At 72.0% G+C, this 17,265-nt stretch carries 17 protein-coding genes and 1 pseudogene; 6 read left to right on the top strand and 12 right to left on the bottom strand.

Translation table 11 applies throughout. The features are described from left to right. The first annotated feature begins 174 nt into the window (after positions 1 to 174). Both VGN18_RS05820 and VGN18_RS05825 read left to right on the top strand, forming a co-directional pair. Positions 175 to 393 carry a hypothetical protein gene (locus tag VGN18_RS05820; protein WP_327538711.1) on the top strand — a complete coding sequence of 73 codons (219 nt, stop codon included), beginning with the start codon at positions 175 to 177 and terminating at the stop codon, positions 391 to 393. Positions 394 to 427: 34 nt separating this feature from the next. After that, a complete protein-coding gene (locus tag VGN18_RS05825; RefSeq protein WP_327538712.1) occupies positions 428 to 1,513 on the top strand; it encodes a PDZ domain-containing protein in 1,086 nt (361 codons plus the stop codon). Between the two features lie 7 nt (positions 1,514 to 1,520). Here VGN18_RS05825 and VGN18_RS05830 read toward each other — a convergent pair whose 3' ends face one another. Beyond that, positions 1,521 to 2,018 (bottom strand): PPA1309 family protein, encoded by a 498-nt coding sequence (locus VGN18_RS05830; RefSeq protein WP_327538713.1) that lies wholly within the window; start codon positions 2,016 to 2,018, stop codon positions 1,521 to 1,523. 181 nt (positions 2,019 to 2,199) lie between these two features. On the opposite strand from VGN18_RS05830, the gene VGN18_RS05835 reads away from it, so the two are divergent. Beyond that, positions 2,200 to 5,139: a UPF0182 family protein gene (locus VGN18_RS05835; protein WP_327538714.1), complete on the top strand. Its 2,940-nt coding sequence runs from the start codon at positions 2,200 to 2,202 to the stop codon at positions 5,137 to 5,139. Between the two features lie 20 nt (positions 5,140 to 5,159). Here VGN18_RS05835 and VGN18_RS05840 read toward each other — a convergent pair whose 3' ends face one another. From VGN18_RS05840 to VGN18_RS05860, 5 genes are all read right to left on the bottom strand, one after another. Continuing rightward, positions 5,160 to 5,828 carry a response regulator transcription factor gene (locus tag VGN18_RS05840; protein WP_327538715.1) on the bottom strand — a complete coding sequence of 223 codons (669 nt, stop codon included), beginning with the start codon at positions 5,826 to 5,828 and terminating at the stop codon, positions 5,160 to 5,162. Further along, on the bottom strand, positions 5,825 to 6,940 hold the full coding sequence (locus tag VGN18_RS05845) for a sensor histidine kinase (RefSeq protein ID WP_327538716.1): 1,116 nt from the start codon (positions 6,938 to 6,940) through the stop codon (positions 5,825 to 5,827). Before VGN18_RS05845 ends, VGN18_RS05840 begins: the two co-directional genes overlap by 4 nt. A gap of 25 nt (positions 6,941 to 6,965) precedes the next feature. Next, entirely contained in the window at positions 6,966 to 7,712 is a 747-nt protein-coding gene (locus VGN18_RS05850) for an ABC transporter permease (RefSeq protein WP_327538717.1), read from the bottom strand. Continuing rightward, positions 7,712 to 8,665, bottom strand: coding sequence for an ABC transporter ATP-binding protein (locus VGN18_RS05855; protein WP_327538718.1), 954 nt, complete (start codon positions 8,663 to 8,665; stop codon positions 7,712 to 7,714). The genes VGN18_RS05850 and VGN18_RS05855 overlap by 1 nt, the downstream gene beginning before the upstream one ends. An 82-nt stretch (positions 8,666 to 8,747) precedes the next feature. Continuing rightward, complete coding sequence (locus tag VGN18_RS05860; RefSeq protein WP_327538719.1) at positions 8,748 to 8,984, bottom strand: hypothetical protein; 237 nt, start codon at positions 8,982 to 8,984, stop codon at positions 8,748 to 8,750. A gap of 217 nt (positions 8,985 to 9,201) precedes the next feature. On the opposite strand from VGN18_RS05860, the gene VGN18_RS05865 reads away from it, so the two are divergent. From VGN18_RS05865 to VGN18_RS05875, 3 genes are read left to right on the top strand one after another with little or no spacing between them, the layout of a single operon-like run. Further along, entirely contained in the window at positions 9,202 to 9,834 is a 633-nt protein-coding gene (locus tag VGN18_RS05865; protein WP_327538720.1) for a hypothetical protein, read from the top strand. An 18-nt stretch (positions 9,835 to 9,852) separates the two neighbouring features. Next, positions 9,853 to 10,251: an MmcQ/YjbR family DNA-binding protein gene (locus VGN18_RS05870; protein ID WP_327538721.1), complete on the top strand. Its 399-nt coding sequence runs from the start codon at positions 9,853 to 9,855 to the stop codon at positions 10,249 to 10,251. A 58-nt stretch (positions 10,252 to 10,309) separates the two neighbouring features. Beyond that, positions 10,310 to 11,137, top strand: a complete 828-nt coding sequence (locus VGN18_RS05875) for an AIM24 family protein (RefSeq protein ID WP_327538722.1) — start codon at positions 10,310 to 10,312, stop codon at positions 11,135 to 11,137. A gap of 257 nt (positions 11,138 to 11,394) precedes the next feature. On the opposite strand, the gene VGN18_RS05880 is transcribed toward VGN18_RS05875, so the two are convergent. The 6 genes and pseudogenes from VGN18_RS05880 to VGN18_RS05905 all read right to left on the bottom strand — a co-directional run. Further along, positions 11,395 to 11,733 carry a hypothetical protein gene (locus tag VGN18_RS05880; RefSeq protein ID WP_327538723.1) on the bottom strand — a complete coding sequence of 113 codons (339 nt, stop codon included), beginning with the start codon at positions 11,731 to 11,733 and terminating at the stop codon, positions 11,395 to 11,397. Between the two features lie 60 nt (positions 11,734 to 11,793). Further along, entirely contained in the window at positions 11,794 to 12,792 is a 999-nt protein-coding gene (locus VGN18_RS05885) for a GDSL-type esterase/lipase family protein (protein WP_327538724.1), read from the bottom strand. Further along, the gene (locus tag VGN18_RS05890; protein ID WP_327538725.1) at positions 12,789 to 13,283 is read right to left on the bottom strand and encodes a glutathione peroxidase; all 495 of its coding nucleotides are present in this window, start codon (positions 13,281 to 13,283) and stop codon (positions 12,789 to 12,791) included. The genes VGN18_RS05885 and VGN18_RS05890 overlap by 4 nt, the downstream gene beginning before the upstream one ends. A 33-nt stretch (positions 13,284 to 13,316) precedes the next feature. After that, a complete protein-coding gene (locus VGN18_RS05895) occupies positions 13,317 to 15,965 on the bottom strand; it encodes a sensor domain-containing protein (protein WP_327538726.1) in 2,649 nt (882 codons plus the stop codon). 66 nt (positions 15,966 to 16,031) lie between these two features. Further along, the gene (locus tag VGN18_RS05900) at positions 16,032 to 16,871 is read right to left on the bottom strand and encodes a hypothetical protein (RefSeq protein WP_327538727.1); all 840 of its coding nucleotides are present in this window, start codon (positions 16,869 to 16,871) and stop codon (positions 16,032 to 16,034) included. A gap of 90 nt (positions 16,872 to 16,961) precedes the next feature. After that, positions 16,962 to 17,265: pseudogene (locus VGN18_RS05905) on the bottom strand (hypothetical protein); the annotation flags it as partial.

The following is a 17,265-nucleotide window of genomic DNA, read 5'->3' on the forward strand; positions in this document are numbered from 1 at the left end:
AAACCGAAAGGCATGTTCATCGGACGTGCTCCGTTCGGACGGCGGCCTCGGGGTCGAGCGGGGTACTACGCATGCGGTCCACGGTAGTAGCGACGAACCAGGGTCGCAGACCGTTCCGCGGCGCCCCCGCGTTGCGCTCACAGCGAACCGGCCCACGCCGGTACCGTCCGCCGGGTGAGCTGGGTCCTGTGGCTGTCGGTGCCGGTCGGTGCCACCGTGCTCGCCGCGCTGTGGTCGTGGGTGCGGTCCCGTCCCGCCCCGACGCCGAACACGGCCGAATCGATGCAGGCGCACAGCGAGTACCTCGATGCCCTCGTGCAGACGGCGCGATCCAAGGACCGCGGTGCGGCGTCCGCGCCGGCGCCCGACCAGCCGGTGCCCCCCGGCGACTGATCGGCGCCGCAGGCCCGGCAGTTACGCTGCCCGGGTGGCCCGCCTGCCGTCCGTCGACCGAATCCCCGGAGGTCGCGGCTTCGCTTCCCTGAGCCGCCGGGTCCGCACCCTCCTCGTCACGACCGTCGTGTTCCTCGTGCTGTTCGCGCTGGCGCTGACGCTGCCGGTGCCCTACGTGATCCTCTCGCCCGGCCCGACGTACAACACGCTCGGCGCGGACGACTCCGGCAACGTGATCATCACCATCGACGGGCGCACGCCGAACAAGACCACCGGTCACCTCAACATGACGACGGTCAGCGTCACCACCCGACCGATCAGCGCGTTCCAGGCCGTGCTCGGCTGGCTGCTGCACGACCAGGTCGTCGTTCCCCGATCGGCCGTGTACGAACCGGGCAAGTCCCAGCAGCAGACCGACCAGCAGAACACGCAGGACTTCATCACCTCGCAGGACAGCGCGAAGGTCGCCGCCCTGTGCGAGCTGGGGTACCCCAAGGCGTTCGGCGTGGTCAGCGTGCTGACGGCCGGCCCGTCGAACAAGATCCTTCTCGCCGGCGACCAGCTGGTGTCGATCGCGGGCGCACCGGCCGACACGGCGGCCGCGCTCACCGCCGTGCTGCAGGCCCAGACGCCGGGGACGAAAGTGCCGGTCGTGGTGAAGCGCCGGGGGAAGCCCGAGTCGGTCTCGGTCACCCTCGCGAAGCCGCCGAAGGGTGGCAAGGGCGCCCGGCTCGGTATCGAGGTGGCCGACACCTGCCTCGCGCCGTTCACCATCGACCTCGGTCTCGCCAACCAGATCGGCGGTCCGTCGGCCGGGCTGATGTTCGCGCTCGGCATCATGGACAAGATCGGTTCCGTCGACCTGACCCAGGGCCGCTTCATCGCCGGCACCGGCACCATCGACGCGAACGGTCACGTCGGCCCGATCGGCGGGATCGCCCTGAAGATGATCGCCGCGAAGGACAAGGGTGCGTCGGTGTTCCTCGCCCCGGCCGACAACTGCGACGAGGTCGTCAAGGCGACGCCGTCGGGGCTGAAGGTCGTCAAGATCGATTCGCTGCACACCGCGGTGCAGGACCTGCTCAAGATCGAGAAGGGGCAGCCGGTAGCCGGCTGCTAGAGGCGCTTCAGCGCAAGGTCGCCAGTAAGGCCGCGACGAGATTCGGCGCCAGATCAGGACCGGTGAGCAGGTCGTCGGTCTCACCCTCGGTCGCCCGCATGCGCAGCAGCACCATGCTCTCGCCCTCGCGGAGGACGCCGACCACGAGCCGGGCCTCGCGCCGCTCGGGGTGCTCGGCCGCACGCTGCGCGATCTCGTCGTCGCTGAGGCCGGCCTCGGCGGACGGCGGCAGGATCACGATCTCCTGGCTGACCGCGCAGCCGGCGACGGACTCGGGCCACGCGATGCCGGCGAGCACCTCGTCCAGCGGCCCCTCGGGCAGTTCCTCCTGCTCGATGGGGGTGAGGGCGTCACCGTCCTGCTCGTCGACGCCCAGCCGCCGGGCGGTCTCGGGGTCGTCGGCGGCGAAGCGCGCGGCGCGTACCAGCGCGAACAGCGTCGCCGGACGGTCCCAGCCGGCCGCGTGCACATGGGCCTCGATCTCGGCGATCGCCGCGTCCAGCACGGTGGTTCTCCTCGGGGTCGGTCGGTGAGACGGCTGCCCACCAGTGTCCCGTACGGCCCGCCCGGGGCCGCACCCGACGGAACCCGGGGCCGGGCCGGTACGTTGACGCTGCAGTCTTTCCCGACGTTTCGGAACCGTTGTCGGTCTATCGAGGAGCCCGCCCGTGGCGATGCGGCCGCCCATGCCGTCCATGATCCTGTCCCGGCGAGCGAAGATCGCGCTCTCCGTGGTCGGCATCCTGATCGTGTTGCTGATCGTGCTGGTGAACCTGTCCGGGGTGTACATCAACTACCTCTGGTTCGGCGAGCTCGGCCATCGCGGCGTCTACAGCACCGTGCTCTGGACGAAGGTGGTGCTGTTCCTCGTCTTCGGCGCCCTGATGGCGCTGATCATCGGCGGCAACCTGATCCTGGCCTACCGGATCAAGCCGCCGTTCCGGCCGATGTCGCCCGAGCAGCAGAACCTGCAGAACTACGTGCTCATGGTCGAGCCGCGCCGCAAGCTCGTGCTCGGCGTCATCATGGTCATCTCGTTCCTCGCGGCCGGTGCGTCGGCCCAGGGCAACTGGCAGATCTGGCAGCTCTTCCTGCACGGCGGCGCGTTCGGGGTGAAGGACCCGCAGTTCGGGCGCGACATCAGCTTCTACGCGTGGGACTACCCGCTCTACCGCACGCTGCTCGGCTTCGGGTTCACGGCGATCATCTTCTCGATCCTGCTCTCGATCGGCATTCACTACCTCTCCGGCGCGATCCGGCTGCAGACCCCCGGCCCGAAGATCACCATCTCGGCCCGACGCCACCTGACCGTCCTCGTGTTCGTCTTCATGGCGCTCAAGGCGGTGGCCTACTGGCTCGACCGCTACGGCTTCGTCTTCTCCAGCCGGAGCAAGTTCACCGGCGCCTCGTACACCGACGTGCACTCGGCCCTGCCGGCCAAGACGATCCTGTTCTGGATCGCGATCATCCTGGCTGTCGGCGTGCTCGCCAGCATCTGGTTGCGCAGCGCGCTGTTGCCCGGCATCGGCTTCATCGTGTTGATGGTGCTGAGCATCCTGATCAGCGGCATTTACCCGGCGATCGTGCAGAGCGTCTCGGTCAACCCGAACGCGAGCGACAAGGAAGCGCCCTACATCAAGCGCAACATCACGGCCACGCGCCAGGGCTACGACATCGTCAGCAAGACCGACGGCGGCACGGTGGACTACCAGCAGTACGCGGCGACCTCCACGCCGCAGAGCAGTGCTCTCAGTGCCGGCGGCACGACGGTGCAGAACATCCGCATCCTCGACCCCAACGTCGTCGGGCCGACGTTCACCAACGCGCAGAAGATCGCGCAGCCCTACGCCTTCTCCGACACGCTCAACGTCGACCGCTACAGCGTCGGCAACGTCGTGCACGACTACGTCGTCGGGGCCCGCGAGTTCGCGCCCGCCAGCCTGACCGGCTCGTTGAACACGTGGATCAACCAGTACACCGTCTACACGCACGGCTACGGCTTCGTCGCCGCCCGCGCCGACACCGACGTCACGAGCGGCCGGCCGAGTGACTACACCGAGGGCGACATCCCACCCGCCGGTCCGAAGGCCCTGACGCCGACGGTGCCGCAGGTCTACTACGGCCAGCAGATGAACGAGTACTCGATCGTCGGGGCCAAGGGATCGAAGCGCGAGTACGACGGCAACGGCAACACCACGACCTACACCGGCAAGGGTGGCGTCTCGCTGTCGAGCCCGCTTGCCAAGCTGGCGTTCGCGGTGAACTACAAGGAGACGAACTTCCTCCTCAACGACGCGGTGAGCGCCGACGGGGCGAAGATCATCTTCGTGCGCGACCCGAAGAAGCGGGTCGAGAAGGTGGCGCCGTTCCTCACCGTCGACGGCGACCCGTACCCGATCGTCGACCAGAGCACCGGCCACATCGTCTGGATGGTCGACGGCTACACGACGATGGCCGACTATCCCTACTCCGAGCGCCAGTCGCTGGCCGCGATCACCGGCACGTCACTGAGCAAGGGCCAGAAGGACACCCAGATCAACTACATCCGGAACTCGGTGAAGGCCACCGTCGACGCCTATGACGGCACGGTGAAGCTCTACGCCTGGGACTCCTCCGACCCGGTGCTCAAGGCCTGGCGGTCCGTCTTCCCCGGCCTCGTCCAGCCGGTCACGGACATGCCGAGCACGATCCGGGCGCACGTGCGCTACCCGCAGGACCTGTTCAACGTGCAGCGCTCGCTGCTGAGCCAGTACCACATCAACGACCCGGTGGCGTCGTACAACGGCCGCGGCAAGTGGGCCGTCCCGCCGGATCCCTTCCAGCCCGCCGCGGGCAACCAGCCGGCGTTCTACGTGCTGGCCGACCCGCCCGGCTCCACCTCGGTCAAGCCGCAGTTCCAGCTCACCTCGCCGATGGTCGTCAACAACTCGAGCAACCTCGCCGCCTACCTGTCGGTGAACAGCGACTACGGACCCGACTACGGCCAGCTCACGGTGCTGCAGGTGCCGCCATCGACGGCGGTGCAGGGGCCGACCCAGGTCGCCAACGTGTTCAAGACCAAGACCGTCATCACCCGCGACATCAACCTGCTCGACACGGGGCAGTCGCGGGTGATCCACGGCAACCTGCTCACGCTGCCGTTGGGTGAGTCGTTCCTCTACGTCGAGCCGCTGTACGTGCAGTCGAGCTTCCCGACGCTGCAGCGCGTGCTGGTCACCTACGGCGACAAGATCGGCTACGGGGCCACGCTCGAGGCCGCCCTCGCCGACATCGTGCTCGGGCGCGACGCCGGCTCGACGGTCAGCAGCGGCCAGACCACCACCACGCCGCCGACGAGCGGCGGCTCGTCGACCCCGCCACCGACGTCGAGCGCGCCGGCACCGACGTCGGGGGCCCCGGCGCCGTCGACGGCACCGCCGCCGGCCGGCACGGTGCAGGGGCTGCTAGCGCAGATCGCGACCGCGCACACGGCGCTCAACAGCGCCTACGACACGCACGACCCGGTGCGGATCGCCGAGGCGCAGGCGGCCTACGACAAGCTGATCAACCAGCTGCTCGGCCGGCTGAGCGCGAGCGTCAGCCCGTCGAAGTCGCCGGCCAGGCCGTCGGCCTCGCCGTCGAAGTGACGGTCAGCTCGACGTGACGATCAGCTCGGTGGCGCGCCGCCGCGCGGGCTGACCAGGCCGCTGTCGAACGCGAGCACGACGGCGGCGGCGCGGTCGCGCAGGTGCAGCTTGGCGAACAGGTGGTTGACGTGCGTCTTCACCGTGCCCGCGCCGAGCACGAACTCGGCGGCGATCTCGGCGTTCGTGCGGCCCTGACCGATGCGGGCCAGGACCTCGCGCTCGCGCGCGGTGAGCACATCGAGTCGTGGGTCGGTCGCGAGTGGTGGCGGGGCGGCGCGGTAGGTGGTGAGCACCCGACCGGTGACCGCCGGGTCGAGCCACGCGCCCCCCTCGGCGACGGCGCGCACCGCGCGGTGCAGGTCCTCGGCCGGCACGCCCTTGAGCAGGAAGCCGGACGCCCCGGCCCGCAGCGCCGCCGCCAGGATCTCGTCGTCGTCGAAGGTCGTGAGCACGAGGACGGGCGGGCTCGTCGCGTCGGCCCGCAATGCCGCGGTGGCGGCGACGCCGTCGACGCGCGGCATGCGGACGTCCATGAGCACGATGTCCGGGACCAGGTCGCGCACGGCGGCGACGACGCCCGAACCGTCCGGGCATTCACCGACGATGTCGAAGCCGTAGCGCTGGCGCAGGATGCCGCGCAGGCCGGCCCGCACGAGCTCCTGGTCGTCGACGACGAGGACGCGGATCACGCGGCACGACCCGGCAGGGGCAGCTCGGCGTGCACCCGCCAGCCGCTGCCGCCCGGGCCGGCCGAGAACGCGCCGCCGAGCGACTCGGCCCGCTCGCGCATGCTCACGAGTCCGATGCCGCGCCCGGTGCCCGGCGCCCCGGCGCTGTCGACGTCGACGCGGACGGCCTCGGCCGTGACGGCGACGTGCACCGTGGCCGGGCGGCCCGGGGCGTGCTTCGCCGCGTTGGTCAGCGACTCCTGGACGATGCGGTAGGCGGCCAGCCCGACCGTCGCCGGCACCGCGGCGAGATCACCCTCGACGGTCGCCCGCACGTCGGCACCGGCCGAACGGAAGCCCTCGATCAGCTGCGCGACGTCGGTGCTCCCCGGCAGGGGCGCGGTCGGGTCGGCCGCGCTGTCGTCGTGCAGCAGGCCGACGGCGTGCCGCACCTCCTGCAGGCTGGCCCGGCCGAGCCGCTCGGCCTCGGCCAGGGCCCGCTCGGCGTCCGCCGGGTCGTCGCGCACCGCGAGCCGGGCCGACGACACGTGCAGCAGGGAGACGGTGAGGCTGTGCGCGATCACGTCGTGCAGCTCGCGGGCGATGCGGTTGCGCTCCTCGGCCTGCGCCCGCAGCGCGAGCCCCGCCTGGGCGGCGCGCAGCCGGCCCAGGAGATCGCGCTGGCGGCGGCCCAGGTAGCAGGCCGCGGAGGTGACGACGGTGCCGGCGACCCACGGCATCCACCCGGGGTCGACCCGGACGAAGACGGCCTCGCCGACCAGCACCAGCACCGCGCTGATCAGGTACCCGGCGGCGATCAGCCGCGAGGCGGCGAGGGCACACCATCCGGCGAGCGCGACGAGCCCGAACCAGCCGACGTTGGACGACTGACCGTTGCCGAGTACGACCAGCGCCGCGCCCGCCAGCCCGGCGAAGGGCAGCAGCAAGCGGCGCGGGCCGAAGATCGACGCGGCGCTCGCGGCGAGGGCGACGGCGGCGGCGAACAGCCCGAGCACCGGCCGGTCCAGGGACCGCCGGACGGCGCCGACGACGACGAACACGGCGAGCGTGCCGAAGACCGCCCACCCCGCGCGGCGGGGGAGCGGCTCCGGCACGGCCGGCGAATCGATCACGGTGCGGATGGTATTGCCGGCGGCGCTACAGCGCGCTGCGCCGGGCGGCCAGCGCGGTGGCGACGACGGCAAGCGCGGCCACCAGCAGCAACGAGGCCGTCGGGGTGCCGATGCCGAGCCACGGCTCGCGGATGGTCCGCGTGACCCACGTCAGTGGCAGGACGTCGCCGACGTGCTTCACCACCGAGCCCATCACTTTCGGGGGCGGCCCGCCGGCGCCGAGCAGGAACGACGGCACGAAGAGCAGCAGGCCGACCGCCTGGGCCGAGCGGGCCGAGGGCAGCAGCGTGCCGAGCAGCACGCCGAGGCTGACGAACGCGATCGAGCCGAGCACCAGACCGGCGAGCACCCGGCCGAGCGCGTGCACCGGCGGGACGCCGTAGACCGGAGCGGCGACGACGAGCAGCAGCACGCCGGCGAGCGCGATCGTCACCAGCCCCACCGCCAGCTCGGCCAGCGCGAACGACCACCGCGGGAAGCCCGCGGCGGCGAAGCGGCGCAGCACCCCGCGCTCGCGGTAGGAGGCGAGGTGCACCGGCAGCATCACCAGGCCGGTCGCGGCGATCACTACCGTGAAGTACGAGGCGACGTACCACTGCGACGGGTTGGTGTTGTTGAAGGCGCGGTCCGGCGTCGTGCCGAACGCGCCGCCGATGATCAGCATGCAGACGATCGGGAAGACCAGCACGAAGGTCAGGGTCATCGGATCGCGCGGGGCGAGGCGGAACTCGGCCCGCACCAGTCGCAGGGCGGCGGACGTGGAGGAGGACATCACCGGGCTCCGGTCAGGACGGGGACGGCGGGGTTGGTGGCGGTGTCGAGCAGGTGCAGCAGGGCGGCCTCGAGGTCGGGGACGTCGACGTCGAGGTCGGCCGGCACCCGGCCGCGTCGGACGAGTTCGGCGCCGACGTGCGCGATCACCTGACGCTCGCCGTGGACCGCGATCCGGCCGCCGGCCTCGGTGACGTCGGCGACCCCGGGCAGCCGGCGCAGCGTCGACGCGAGGTCGTCCGGCCCGGCGCCCCAGCCGAAGCGCACGGTGGCCCGGCCGGCGTGGCGGGCCATCAGCTCGGCCGGGGTGCCCTGATCGAGCACCCGACCGGCGCGCATCGCGATAACCCGCCCGCACAGGGCCTCGGCCTCGTCCAGCTCGTGCGTGACGAGCAGGACGGTCGTGCCCTCGTCGCGCAGCTGGGCGACGGCGGCCCAGACATCGCGGCGGGCCGACGGGTCGAGGCCCTGGGTCAGCTCGTCCAGGATGACCAGCCGGGGCCGGTTGAGCAGCGCCAGGACGAGGAACAGCCGCTGCCGCTCACCGCCGGACAGCGCCGCGAAGGCCGAGCGCCGCCGCTCGGCGAGACCGAAGCGGGCGAGCAGCTCGTCGCCGTTGCGGGCCCGGGCGGTGGCGAACAGCTCGATCGCCTCGCCGACCCGGAGCCGATCGGGCAGGGCGGAGTCCTGCAGCTGGCTGCCGAGCAGCGGGCGGAGCCGGTCGGCGTCGCGCACCGGGTCGAGGTCGAGCACGCGCAGCATGCCGGCATCGGGGCGCCGCAGGCCCTGGATGCACTCGACGGTGGTGGTCTTGCCGGCGCCGTTCGCGCCGATGAGGCCGACGATCTCGCCGGCGTGGACGTCGAGGTCGAGGTGGTCGACGACGACCCGGGATCCGTAACTCTTGCGCAGGCCGCGCACGGTGACGACGGCGTCGCTTCGGTGATTCGTCATGCCGACGATCGTGCGACGGGCCGCCCGCCGGCACATCAACCCTCGGGTGGAACCGCGTCTCCACCCGAGGACGCGAGATGGATCAGGAGACGGTGACGTGCCGGGTCGTGGTCGCGGCCTGCAGCGCCCAGCGCATGCGATCGGCCGCGGTGTCCGGGTGGTCGCCGTATTCGGCGGCGCACGCGCAGGCGCAGCCGTCGATCCCGCCGTGGCTGGTCAGGGCCGTGTCGACAGCGGCGTCCAGCTGGACGTCGGTGAGGTGTTCCGAGGGCTGCACGCTGCTGACGAAGAGTGCCTCGGCAATGGCTGCCGGTGTCATGGACGATCATCTCCTGCTCGAACCGGTGACCCGCCGTTGGGTCACCGTGTGCAATGTGATCCATTGCACACCCAACCGTACGCCGGTGCGGCCGGACCCTGGTCCCGACGGGCCGGGACGTGCGTCCTGATCTTGAGGTTCGCTCGAACCGGGGGAGCCGGGACCGGCGGCCCCGGCGACCGCCGGCGGAGCGGGCCGTCCGGCCTACGCTGGGCCGGTGACGTTCGAGCCCGACGAGGAACTGCCGCAGCCCCGGCAGAGCCGGGGCCAGCGCCGGGCCCTCGCCGGCGGCGCGGCGATCCTGGTGCTCGGCGCGCTGATCGCGCGGGCGATCGACAAGGGGCACGGCCCGGGCAACGCGCACCCGTCGGCGTCCCACTCGGCGGCGTCACCCGTCGCGGTGTCGACGCCGCCGCTGCGGCTGCCGTCGCGCACCGTCGGGCCGCCGGTGTCGGACTGCCCGAGTGGCGCCGTCTGCGCCCGCACCACGGGGCTGCCCGACCCCGCCCTCGAGGCGGTCCGGGGCACCTTCCAGTCGGCCGTGCTGGTGACGGGGACGTCGGTGCTGGTCCAGCGCCCGGGGCGTTTCGATCCGGACCTGCAGTCGCGCGCCTTCACGGTCCGGGCCGGGGAGCTGATCGTCGAGGTGCAGCTCGCGAAGCCGTCGGCGGGCGGGCGCCCCGATGCCGGCACCCACCGGGTGGGTGCTCGCAACGTCACCTTCCTCGACGACTTCGTGCCCGGCTTCGCGGTGTCGATCTCGGTGAGCCGCCCGGTCGGCGTCCCGGCCTACCCGCTGCCGCCGCTCGAGCGGCTGGCCGCCGACCGGGGACTTCTCGCCCCGGAGTGACGGTCGTAGGGTCGGCGCGTGATCACTCTCGACCGGGCCGCGGCGATCGCGCTCGCGCTGCCCGAGGTCGTGGAGGCGGAGCGGCACGGGCACCGCTGCTGGCAGGTCGGCGGCAAGGTCTTCGCGTGGGAGCGCCCGTTCAGCAAGGCTGACGTGAAGCGCTTCGCTGACACCGCGCCGCCGGCCGGCGACATCCTGGCGATCTCCGTCGCCGACCTCGCCGAGAAGGAGGCCGTGCTGGCGGCGCACCCGGCCGGTTTCTTCACGATCCCGCACTTCAACGGCTACGCCGCGGTGCTCGTGCACCTGAGTACGGCACCGACCCGGGCGGTGCGCGAGGTGCTCGTCGACGGCTGGCTCGCCTGCGCGCCGGCGGCGCTCGCCGAGCAGTACCTGGCCGGTCGGCGCGGTCGTTGAGCGAACGGGCCGCCGGAGCACAATGCGGTGACGGCAAGGTTCACGAGGGGACGGCCCAGTGCTCGACATCCAACTGACCGGCAACGCCATGCAGATGGCGATCGTCCGGCTGCAGCCCGGACAGGTCGTCTACAGCGAGGCGGGCAAGTTCCTGTTCTCCTCGGCCGACGTGCAGATGGAGACCCGGTTCGGCCAGCCCAGCGGCTCGGCGCCGCCGGCCGGTGGGGGCGGGGCCCTCGGCGGGTTGCTGCGCGGTGCGGTCGACGCCGGCAAACGCATGCTCGCCGGCGAGTCGCTGGCGCTGTGCCACTTCAGCTCGCCGGGCGGCGACGGACTGCTCGCCCTGGCCGGCGTGCTGCCGGGCGAGATGCAGGTGCTCGAACTCGACGGCACCCGCACGTGGTTCGCCGAGAAGGACGCCTTCGTCGCGGCCGAGGCCGGCGTGAACTTCGACATCGCGTTCTCCGGACTGCGGCAGGGCTTCTCCGGCGGCGAGGGGTTCGTCCTCGAGAAGTTCACCGGCCGCGGCAGCCTGCTCATCGCCGGCGCGGGCAACTTCATCGAGGTGAACCCGGCCGATCACGGCGGCACGCTCAAGGTCGACACCGGCTGCGTCGTCGCGTGGGACGACCGCATCTCCTACGGCATCGAGCGGGTCGGCGCGCTCAACCGTCAGGGCATCGTCAACGCGGTGTTCGGCGGCGAGGGGTTCAACCTGGCGACGCTGCGGGGCGACGGCCGGGTGATCCTGCAGTCGATGACGATCACCGGGCTGGCGGGTGCGCTGGCCAAGGCGGCCGAGCACAGCCGCGACTCGCGGTCCGGGAACACCAACGGCGCGACCGGTCTCGGCTCCCTGGGCGGGATCTTCGGCAACTCGGGCTGAAACGAGGGACCTTCGACCCGATATGTTCCCCTCACCTTGAACTCACATTCGGGCGGCGGCATCATGGGGCCAGGCAGTTCACCGGGAATCGGGGGATCCACGGGTGGCCGCGCATCATTCCGGGGGGTTCGATGCGTGTCTGAGCTGTAGGCGTTGTTGCTCGGGGGGGAAACCGCGACACCGTCATGCACGGCTTGGCCTGCCTACAACCTCACCCGATCCGACCGGAACGCGTTCAGCGTCCCGGTCGGAGTCGGTTAAGGCCGCCGGCGTCCTTCGCGGACGTACATCGCGGGCCGCATGCCGGGTGGCAGCGGCAGCCACAGCCGGGGCGGCAACTGGTGCACCCCGCCGCGCAGGCGCAGCATGATCACGACGGCGGTGATCGCGCCGAAGGCGGCGAGCAGCACCGCGCAGGCGATCGCGGCCACGGCGACGGAGAACCGGATCGTGGACGGCACCCCGAGCAGAGCGACGACCGGGCTGGCGACCAGGCCGACCCCGACCATCGCGACGGACAGGAACGCGTCGGACCACATGACCACGCGCAGCGTGCGGTCGTAGCGCTGGTCGGCGCGAGTGCGGGTTCCGCTCATGAGCCCAGGCAACCAGCGCCCGGGCGGCGCGTCGACTACCGCCCGGGTAAAGCCCCGACGTCAGTGGTGCGGCAGCGTGCCCGTCACGAGCCGGGCGATGAGGCCGTAGCCCGGGGTGCGCGGATGGATGTCCTGGAACTGGCAGTAGAACGTCAGCGTGCAGATCCGGGCCACCGGCACCGGGATCGACCCGTAGGGCGGCAGGGTCGTGCGCGCGGTCATCGACCCATAGGCGCCGGTGGCGGCGGTGACGTCGACGAAGCGGCCGCCCGCCGCGGTGTACGCGCTGTCCAGGGCCGGGTTGATCAGCGCCTGGAAGGCGAAGGCGGAGAGCTTCGCCGTGCTCTGCAGCGTCGGGTCCTTCGACAGCGCGTTGCCCAGCAGCACATCGGGGTAGGTGATGCCGACGATGCGGGTCTGCGCTCCGGCAGCCTGGCGGAGCCCGGTCAGCAGCGTCCTCAGATTGGTCGAGACCGTGCGAAGTGCACCGGTCAGGCACGACACCGGATCGGCCGCCAGCCCGCAGCGGGTGACGTCGTTGCCGCCGATCGAGACGGTGACGAGCCCGACCTGCCCGCGGTGCGCGGCGAGGAACGCCTCCGCGGCCCCGACCTGGGTCCTCGGGGCGTAGGAGGCCGCTCCCGGTCCGAGCAGCTCGGGCGGGCAGCCCGGCCGGGTCAGCACCGAGCTCGTCGTGGCACCGGCGCAGGCGAAGTTGACCAGCGTGTAGTCGTAGCCCTTGGCCCGGGCCAGCGTGACGGCCTGATAGGCGAAGCCGTTGCGGGTGGTGTGTCCCTTGCGGGACGCCGTCGGCTGGTAGCCCGCAGCGTAGGAGTCACCGATCGAGACGTAGAACTGGTGCTTCGGCGCGCCGGGCGCGGGCGGGAAGGTCGCGGTCACGACCCCTGTCGACGATGCCGGCGCAGGTGCCGAGGACGTGCCCGGCGCCGTGACCGTCGGTGTCGTGGTCGGCGTGGTGCCGGCGCTCGAGGCCGAGCAGGCGGCGAGCGTCGCCGCCACGAGCGCCCCGGCCGCGAGACCCCACCCCCGGCGCGTCACTTGTGCAGCAGGCGATCGACGGCCGCGCGGAGCTCGGGCGCATCGGGCTCGGTCCGCGGCCCGAAGCGGGCGACGATCTCACCGTCCGGTGCAACGAGGAACTTCTCGAAGTTCCACTGGATGTCGCCGTCGCGTCCGTCGGCGTCGGGGACGGCGGTGAGCCGGTCGTAGATCGGGTCGCGGCCCGGGCCGTTGACCTCGACCTTGTCCGACATCGGGAAGGTGACGCCGTAGGTGGCCGAGCAGAAGCTCGCGATCTCCTCCGACGTGCCCGGCTCCTGGCCGCCGAACTGGTTGCAGGGGAAGCCGAGGACGGTGAAGCCGCGGTCGGCGAACTCCTCGTGCAGGGCCTCGAGCTTCGCGTACTGCGGGGTCAGGCCGCACTTGCTGGCGACGTTCACCACCAGGGCCGCCTTCCCGCCGGTCAGGCCACCGAAGGTGGTCGGCTCGCCCTGCAAGGTGGTCGCTGGCTGGTCCAGAAGGTCGGTCACGTGGTGCTCCTCGCGCTACGGCGGCGGTTGCGGTCAGCCCCGATCATCCCGCATGCCCACGAACCGGCGGTCGGGGTGGCGCACCGCGGCGACGCGGGTGGCGCGGGCACGACGCCGGGCCGGCTCGGTCGGGACGCCCAGCAGGGCCGGCAGCTGATCGGCCGGCACCGGCCGACTGAACAGGTAGCCCTGCCCGATGCCGTCGCCGAGGGCGGTCAACTCGTCGAGCTGCTGCGCGGTCTCGATGCCCTCCGCGATCCAGGTCATGCCGAGGTCGTCGGCCAGGCGGGTCACCGCCCGCACGATCGCGTGATCGCTCGCCGCCGTCGTCATGCCGGCCACGAACGAGCGGTCGACCTTCAGGTGCGAGATCGGGAAGCGCCGCAGGTAGGTCAGTGACGAGTAGCCGGTACCGAAGTCGTCCAGACCGATGCCGACGCCGCGGTCGCGCAACTCGACGAGCTGGGCGAGCGTGGCCTGGTCGGCCTCGAGCAGCGCCGACTCGGTGAGCTCCAGCGACAGCGCATCTTCGGGCAGGTCGGCCGATTCGAGGGCGCGAAGCACGGTGGCGGCGAGATCGGGGCGGGCCGCCTGACGGGCCGCGATGTTCACCGACACGGTCAGCGGGCGACCGGTCGTGCGGCGCAGGTCGGCGATCATGCGACAGCTCTCGCCGAGCACCCACGCACCCATGGGCACGATCAGTCCGCTCTCCTCGGCCACCTCGATGAAGCGGTCCGGCCCGACGATCGAGCCGGACTCGTCGATGAGCCGCACCAGGGCCTCGAAGCCGAGCACCGCGTGATCCGACAGCCGGACGATGGGCTGGTAGTGCACGACGAAGCGGTCCTCGGCGAGCGCGTTGCGCACGGCGGCCTCGGTCCGCCGGTACTCGACCGCGCGCTGGTGCAGCTGGGTGTCGTACTCCTCGTGGCGGTCCTTGCCGCGTCGCTTGGCGTGGTACATCGCCGCGTCGGCCCGTTGCAGCAGGGCGTGCGGGGCGTCGCGATCGACCGGCCCGTAGGCGATGCCGATGCTCGCGGTGATGACGACCGGGCCCTGGGCGGTGTCGATCGGCTCGCTCAGCGCGGCGTCGATGCGGTCGGCGATCCGACGGGCCAGCGCGCGCGGATCGGCCTGGCCCGCCGGCGACAGCACGACGAACTCGTCGCCGCCGAAGCGGGCGACCAGATCGCCCGGCCGCACCGCGGTCCGCAGCCGGGCCGCGGCCGCGAGCAGGACGTCGTCGCCGACGTCGTGACCGCGGGTGTCGTTGATGACCTTGAAACCGTCGAGGTCGATGAACAGCACGGCGCAGGAGAGCTCCTGGTGGCTGAGCTCGAGCAGCACCCGGTTGAGGTGCGCGCGGTTGGCCAGGCCGGTGAGGCTGTCCTCCTCGGCCTGGCGCCGCAGCACGTCCTCGACGGTGCGCTGCGCGGTGACGTCCTCCATCTGCGCGAGCAGCTGGCGCGACCCGTCCGGGCCGTCCATCCAGGCCAGCGTGATCATGGCGATGACGACCCGCCCCGAGGTGTGCAGCAGGCGCAGGTCGAAGCGGTGCCGCCCGTCGGGGGACTCGGCGGCAGCCGCACCGGCGGGGTCGGTGAGCGCGGCGTCGTCCGGATGGCAGATGTCGCGGGCCGACAGCCCGAGCAGCTCGTCGGGGGAGCGTCCGACCAGGTGGCACAGGGCGCTGTTCACCGCCGAGAAGGTGCCCGACTCACCGATCGTCAACCCCATCGGCAGCGGGGACGAGTCGAAGACCGAGCGGAAGCGGGCCTCGCTGTCGCGCAGCAACGATGCCGCGCGATCGCGCTCGATGACGCGAGCCGTCTCAATGGCGACGACCGTGAGCACCTCGCGCGCGCCGTGATCGAGGTCGATGCAGCCGGCGCGGAAGACCCAGGCCAGCCGGCCGGTCCGCGTCCCCTTCAACGGCACGAGCACGAGACCGGTGTCGTGCTGGACGACGTCGGCGTCGCCGTCGGCGGGTTCGAGCGCGGCCGGAAGCATCGCCGGTGCGATCGTGTCGCCGTGCGATGCGAGCACCTCGGGCCCGGCGCCGACCCAGCGCACGAGCGCGGCCGCCGGCCAGGCGAAGTGGTCGCAGACCGACGCGAGCAGCACGGGCGCGAGGTCGTGCAGCCTCGTCGCCTCGTTCGCCGACGCCGCGATCAGATGGGTGACGCGCAGTCGATCGGCCGCGACGAGCGCCGCCTCGTGGGCCAGCGCCAGCTCGGTCTGGGTGCGCTCGTCCTCGGTGATATCGACGACCATCGACACCCACCAGGCCGGGCGACCCGCCTCGTCGCGGAGCAGGGCACTCGTCACGCGTACCGGCACCTGCCGGCCGTCGCGGTGCCGGAAGCGGCGGATGTCGCTGGCACTCAGCACCTCGCCGGTCATCAGCGAGGTCGTGGTCTCGCGGATGCGTTCGTACTCGGTCGGCTCGGCGAACTCGCGGACCGGGCGGCCGACCATCTGCGCCGGCTCGTAGCCGAGCATCGCCGCCATCGGTCGGTTGACCGACTCGACCAGGCCGTCCATGGTGCTGAAGATCTGACCGATCGGGGCGTGGTCGAACACCGCGCGGAACCGGCTCTCGACATCGAGGAGCGCATCCAGGTCGCAGGTTTGAGCGGCCGCGTCGGCGCGGGCGGACGGGTGGATCACGTCAGTCACGGCATCGGGCTCCGGTTCGCGCCGCAATTGGTCATATTTGTCTCATCGGACCGCGGCGGGCGGACCTTAGCGGTCGACCACCGATGACGCGGGGACGGCCTGGAACAGCGGCCGGTAGTCGGCGAAGCGGTGCAGCGTCCCGTCGTCCCAGTTCTGGGCGACGGTGACGAGTACCTGCCCGCCGGCCAGGCGCAGTTCCGGGTGCACGTGCCGGGCGTAGCAGAAGTGGTGCTTGCGCGGGGGGCGCGGGGCGTCGCAGTTGATGAGCGCTCCGGCGTCCGGCGGCGGGCTGCGCCAGGTGCGGAGCCACCCGCGGAGGGTCAGATCGCCGACCGGGTCGAGGTCGACGAGGGCGGCGCGCGACACCCCGCCGTCCTCGAAGTCCCACGCGCCGGTGCCGAAGACGAGGATCGAGCGGGCGGTGACCTCGAGCGACGTCGAGGTGAGCGCGCGCCCGCTCACGATCCAGTAGATGTGCGACGGGTGGGCCCGGGTGGGCGTGGCTTCGGTCCGGCCGTCGGGCAGCAGCTGCGCCCCGCCGTTCGAGACGTGCAGGCAACCGCGGCGCTGGACGATCGCGGTCGAGTGGACGAACCGGCCGGTGCCGGTCGGACCGCTGCTCATCGTGTCGCCGAACAGCCACACGCTGCGCCCGTCGACGGGGACGGTGACGGCCAGGTCGGCCGCACCCCATTGCGACGTCGGCAGCTGCGCGAACAGTCGGGCGTACCCGGCCGCCGTGGTCGGGGCCGCGGTGGGGCACGACGGCGCGACCACGGGCACCGGTCGCGGCCGCAGGGTGCCCGCCGCCGCGTTGCCGGCGCTACCCCTCGCGACGACGGCGAGCAGCACTCCCAGCGCGATGCCGGGCAGCAGCATCGAGCGCAGGCGGGCAGGGGCGGGCATGACGGCAGGGCCTCTCGCCGGGGGAACGGGAGTCGTTGTTGTTCAGAAGAACGATCGGCCGCGCCGGAGGTGACTGAAGGGCGGGCGCCGTCAGTGCATGAGTTGGCGCAGCAGCTCCGAGGCCCGGCCGAGCTCGGCGACCGAGGTCAGGATCTGGGTCGACGCCCGCTGCGTCTGGCTGGCTGCCGCGGCGACCTCGGCGATGTCGGTGGCGATGCCGTTGGCACCCGTGGCCGTCTCGGTGACGGTCATCGCGATCTCGTTGGTGGTGGCGGTCTGCTCCTCGACGGCCGAGGCGATGGTCGTCTGGATGTCGTTGATCCGGTCGATGATGTCGCCGATCTCGCTGATCGCATCCACCGCACCACGCGTGCTCGACTGGATCGCCTCGATC

Source organism: Jatrophihabitans sp., assembly GCF_036000465.1.
Classification (GTDB): Bacteria; Actinomycetota; Actinomycetes; order Mycobacteriales; family Jatrophihabitantaceae; genus Jatrophihabitans.